Raw genomic sequence first — 4450 nt, 5'->3', positions numbered from 1 at the left:
GGTAGAATCCACTCTTCCAGCGGTCACGGCGCTTGCGTGTCCCTTCGGGTGTGATGCCGATGTGTAGGCGGTCGGCTTTCTGAATCATCTCTACCGCCTGGTCTACCGAGGAGCCTCCGCTCTTGCGGTCTACTGGTAGTCCCCCTAGCGGCTTAAATATAAGGTTGAAGGGAAAGGTAAACCACTCCTTTTTGATTAGGAAGCGAGGTGTGACGCCGACGCCCCACGCTTTGTAGTATAGATACCCGATAATAAAGTCCCAATTAGAGGTGTGGGGTGCCACGCAGATGACACTCTTCGGGTGGAAAGTCTCGGGAAATATAGGGGTCCAACCGAAGCGGGCGAGTAGTCGCCCAGCCCAGTTGAGCGGTTTGTTATGGTTGTTAGGTTGGGTCATAGTGCCTCTGTTATTAATGAATGAGTCTCCTCTTCGCACCGCCCAGGTAGCCTTTTGAATTGATAGCCCTCCTCGAGGAGGTATTCAATAGACTTTGGTAGGGCGTAACGGAGATTGGGTTCACTCTTGAGTGAGTCATGAAATACGATGATGGAGCCGTCGCGAGTATACCGCTTTACCGCCTCCAATACCTGCTGAGGAGTCACCCGCTTGGAGTAGTCTCGGGTCACCACGTCCCACATAATCAGTTGGTAGCGACTACTTAGCACCTTCAATTGACTTCGCCCAAGATGCCCATGTGGGGGGCGGAAGAGTGGCGAATGGATCAATTGATCGGCTCTCATGGTGTCTTTTATGTAGGCCCTTGTAGGGGTTGGCAATCCCTGTAGGTGGTGGTAGGTGTGATTGCCTACCGCATGCCCCTCTTGTAGAATGCGCTCAAAGAGGGGGTGGAACCGCCATACATTCTCCCCCACGCAGAAGAAGGTGGCTTTTACCCCGTACTCTGCCAAAGTTTCCAATACCCAAGGGGTCACCTCGGGGATAGGGCCATCGTCAAAGGTGAGGTAGACCGATGGCTGCTCCTCGTGTGGCAGACTAGGAATCCGCCATACTGCACCCGGAAATAGTCTGCGATAGAGTTTCGGTGGTTGCTCTATAATCATGGCTCCCGTAGCAATTTAATGATGCCGAGGAGAGTATTCTGATAGCTTGCTAGCTGTGCATCGTACTTTCCTTTGAGAGCATCGCTATTGCTATTACTTAGCTTCAGGGCCTCCGTTACAATAAGGAGGGCATTTTGAATGTCGGGCAGGGAGTTCATCATCAGCTCTGGCTTTAGGCGGAAGAACCAATCCAACTGCTGCAGATAATCCTCTATTACCTTACTGGAGATCTCATCACCCTTCTTCGTCAGTCCTGCTGCATAGTATGCTTCTACTAGTGGAAGTGACGAAACGGAGTGCGGTACATTCTCCTCCAGCACTGCACGCTCAGCTAGGGTCAATACCTCCTTGGCACGCTCTAGGTCGCCACTCTCCGCCAAACCTTTGGCGAGTGGGGCGAAGATCATACTGCGGTAGGTCTCTACTAGTCGGCGCCCATTCTCATCGAAGTAAGTACCAGGCTTATCGGCACCACCCCAGCGGAAGCGTTGGGTGACATTGCGGTACATTCGCTCAATATCTACTTCACGGCCAGTGCCCCGCACCTCTACTGGTAGCACTTGATAGGCCATACCGGTCTGTCGGAAGTTGGAGGTCATGCCAACTCTTTGATCCTCACCCACGGTGAGGGCGTAGTAGATGGGTCGCTCAAACTGATTGGTGGCCAGCATATCTAGGATGATCAGCTCGTGCCTTCCGAGGTATTGCTTCTTGGAGAAGTCAAAGTGCATCTCTGGTCGCCCTAGAGCCACTGTGTCGGCGGGCATCAGCGTGCCATTTGCCACCAGTTTAGCTGGGTCAAAGGCGAGTGATAGCTGGTCAGCAGGCATATAGTCAATCTGCTGAGCCACCCCTGGTATCTGCTTCAGCTTAGGGTCGTTACTTGCCACAAAGTCTAGCCCCAAGCGAAGCGGGATTGTATCGGTGGTATTAGGGATAATGTAGGCGGTCAATCGCTTATCTCCACCATACTCATTTGGTGTCCAACTGATCGGCATCGGTGCCGCCTCGTAGCTCCATCGCTTCATCTGGTCAATGTACCAATCAGCCTGTAGATAAGAGGTATTGCAGACCTTGATATCTCGCCTTATCCCTTCGGTATCTTGTGCATACCAGAGTGGGAAAGTATCATTATCGCCGTTGCAGAAGATGATCGCATTCTCCTCACAACTCTCTAGATAGTTATTGCCAAAGTCCGAAGCAAGCGACCGCCCATTGCGGTTATGGTCATCATAATTCTGCTGAAATACCAATCCTACCACGGCTAGCCCTACTGCCGTAAAGAGCCCTGCGAGAGCGGGGCTCTCTTTTTTGCCCTTTGTGATAAGTGTGTGAAGGGCAGGCACCGACATACCAATCCAAATGGCAAAGGCGTAGAAGGAACCAGCGTAGGCATAGTCACGCTCACGCACTTGATAAGGTGGCTGATTGAGATAAAGTACAATCGCAATACCCGTCATAAAGAAGAGCGAGAAGATCACCCAGAAGTTTTCGCGATCCCTCCGACGGCCATACAATTGAGCTACTAGCCCCACCAGACCAAGGATCAAGGGAAGCATATAGTAGCGGTTGTGTGCCTTGTTATCGGTCACAAAGCTAGGTTGCCCCTCTTGTGGCCCCAAGAAGATCTCATCGAGCCACGAGATACCGGTGATCCAATTCCCCTTGTACACCTCTCCCTGCCCCTGTAGGTCATTTTGCCGACCGCTAAAGTTCCAGAGGAAGTAGCGCCAATACATATAGTTGAGTTGGTAGCTAAAGAAATACTTCAGGTTTTCGGCAAAAGTAGGCACTACCACGGTACGAGTCTTACCACGATCCGATACCGTCATTGTCTTTCCCTCTACATCGCCCCATATCTCATACCCCTGCTTGTAGTGAGGCATCATATTGCTATACATGCGAGGGAAGAGCATCTTCATATCGCTACGATAGACAACAGACTCAGATATCTGCTTTTCGTACCGATTGCCATTGCGGCGGTAGGTGGTGCTCTTCACCGTCTTTACCCGTCCCGCATCATCGTACTCAGGGAGTGCAGCATAGCTTTCTCCATAGATCAGCGGTGCTTTGCCATACTGCTCACGAGAGAGGTAATAGCGGAGCGAGAAGACATCCGATGGGGTATTTTGATTCATCGGGATATCTGAGTTGGCACGAATTAAGATCACTCCGTAGGTGCTCATCCCGAAGAGGAATAGAAGCATCCCCATGGCAGTGGTGCTCATTATGTGCACTGGTAGCCGAGTCGCCTTGAAAAGATAGACCGCCAATCCACCGATGATTAATACCGGAATCACCCAACTGCTACCCATAAAAGGAATGCCGATCAATATTACCGATACGAGGTAAAGCCCCTTTAGTAGCTGAGGCTTCACTGGGCGAGTGATGGTGAGGGAATAGGTGTAGACCAATAGCCCGATCATCACAATCAGATAGGCCACCAACCCACTATTAAAGGGCAGACCAAGGGTATTGACAAAGAAGAGGTCGAAGTAGCCTGCTATCTGTGGTACCCCCTGCATGATACCAAACATCAGTACCGCAATCAGGGCAAAGGAGACGAGTACCGCCACCACGGCTCCTTTCCAAGTGGGCTTTTCGCTCTTGCGGAAGTAGTAGATAAGTCCCATGGCTGGAATGGTGAGGAGGTTCAGTAGGTGTACCCCCACACTCAGACCCATTAGATAGGCAATCACTAATAGCCAGCGGTCACTCCCCTCTTCATCGGCCTCCGCCTCCCACTTTAGCATCAGATAAAAGACCAAAGCAGTGAAGAAGCTACTCATTGAGTAGACCTCCGCCTCTACAGCACTGTACCAAAAGGTATCGCTAAAGGCATAAAGGAGCGCTGCTACCGCACCGCCACCGAGGTAAAGCACCACTTGGGTCTTGCTCACTGAGCTAGGGGCTACCCAGCTCTCTCCTAGCCAGTCGCTTCGGCGGATAAGATGCGCTGTCGTGAGGAAAAGCAACATAATGGTGAGCCCAGAGAAGAGTCCGCTGATCGCGTTCCCCGCTGTGGCTATCCACTGACCTCCATTTGGAAAGAGATTAGCGAGCGTGTTGTAGACCAACATGTAAAAAGGTGCCCCAGGTGGGTGACCCACCTCCATCTTCGCAAAGGTGGTGATAAATTCAGGGCAGTCCCATACACTCGCACTCTTCTCCATCGTCACGAAGTAGACCGCACTACTCAGCACAAAGAGCAGCCACCCAAGGCTGCGCTCCAATACCTTATATCTCTTAATATCCATAGATGCCTTACTAGATGTATACAATATTGCACAAAGGTACTAAAATATCTCTTTGCTCAATATTTCGTTACGCCCGCCACCAGGGGTTACGCATTAGAGCGTTCTTACCTTATGGTTTATAGCGGGTTCTA

At 51.2% G+C, this 4450-nt stretch carries 3 protein-coding genes; all 3 read right to left on the bottom strand.

What is annotated here, in order from left to right; genetic code table 11:
- The coding region (locus QVO39_RS01760; RefSeq protein ID WP_288171503.1) for a 1-acyl-sn-glycerol-3-phosphate acyltransferase at positions 1 to 397 on the bottom strand (397 nt) is incomplete at its 3' end.
- Positions 394 to 1062, bottom strand: a complete 669-nt coding sequence (locus tag QVO39_RS01755) for a polysaccharide deacetylase family protein (RefSeq protein ID WP_018027873.1) — start codon at positions 1060 to 1062, stop codon at positions 394 to 396. The genes QVO39_RS01755 and QVO39_RS01760, both read right to left, overlap by 4 nt.
- The gene (locus QVO39_RS01750) at positions 1059 to 4319 is read right to left on the bottom strand and encodes a glycosyltransferase family 117 protein (protein WP_021902759.1); all 3261 of its coding nucleotides are present in this window, start codon (positions 4317 to 4319) and stop codon (positions 1059 to 1061) included. Before QVO39_RS01750 ends, QVO39_RS01755 begins: the two co-directional genes overlap by 4 nt.
- Between the last annotated feature and the right edge of the window lie 131 nt (positions 4320 to 4450).

It is taken from the genome of Porphyromonas sp. CAG:1061, from assembly GCF_000435035.1.
GTDB lineage: Bacteria > Bacteroidota > Bacteroidia > Bacteroidales > Porphyromonadaceae > Porphyromonas_A > Porphyromonas_A somerae.
This window is presented reverse-complemented; position numbering and strand designations above follow the sequence as displayed.